At 26.6% G+C, this 335-nt stretch carries 1 protein-coding gene; it reads left to right on the top strand.

The window, feature by feature from the left end; translation table 11 throughout:
• Positions 1–335 (top strand): glycosyltransferase (locus FE394_RS19660; RefSeq protein ID WP_319927985.1); only part of this gene is annotated, 335 nt, incomplete at both ends.

The raw sequence follows: 335 nt of genomic DNA, 5'->3' as shown, positions 1-335 counted from the left end.
AAAATATATTTTTTTTAAAAGATATACTTGGAATTTTTGTTTCTAATCCACAAGTTGGATTTATAGGTATGATTGGATGTTCTAAACTACCTATAAATGGAATATGGTGGCAATCTCATACAATCAATGGAAAAGTTGTTGATTATATCGATCAACAAAAACGTTATTTAGATTTTCAAAAAAACAATGAATACGTTTTAAATAACTTTATTCGTGCAGAAGTAGTTGACGGTTTATTAATTGCAACACAATATGATTTACCTTGGAAAGAAGATTTATTTAATGGATTTCATTTCTATGATGTTTCGCAATGTTTGGAATTTAAAAAAGCTGGT

The sequence above is a fragment of the Xenorhabdus littoralis genome (assembly GCF_033949345.1).
Classification (GTDB): domain Bacteria; phylum Pseudomonadota; class Gammaproteobacteria; order Enterobacterales; family Enterobacteriaceae; genus Xenorhabdus; species Xenorhabdus littoralis.
This window is presented reverse-complemented; position numbering and strand designations above follow the sequence as displayed.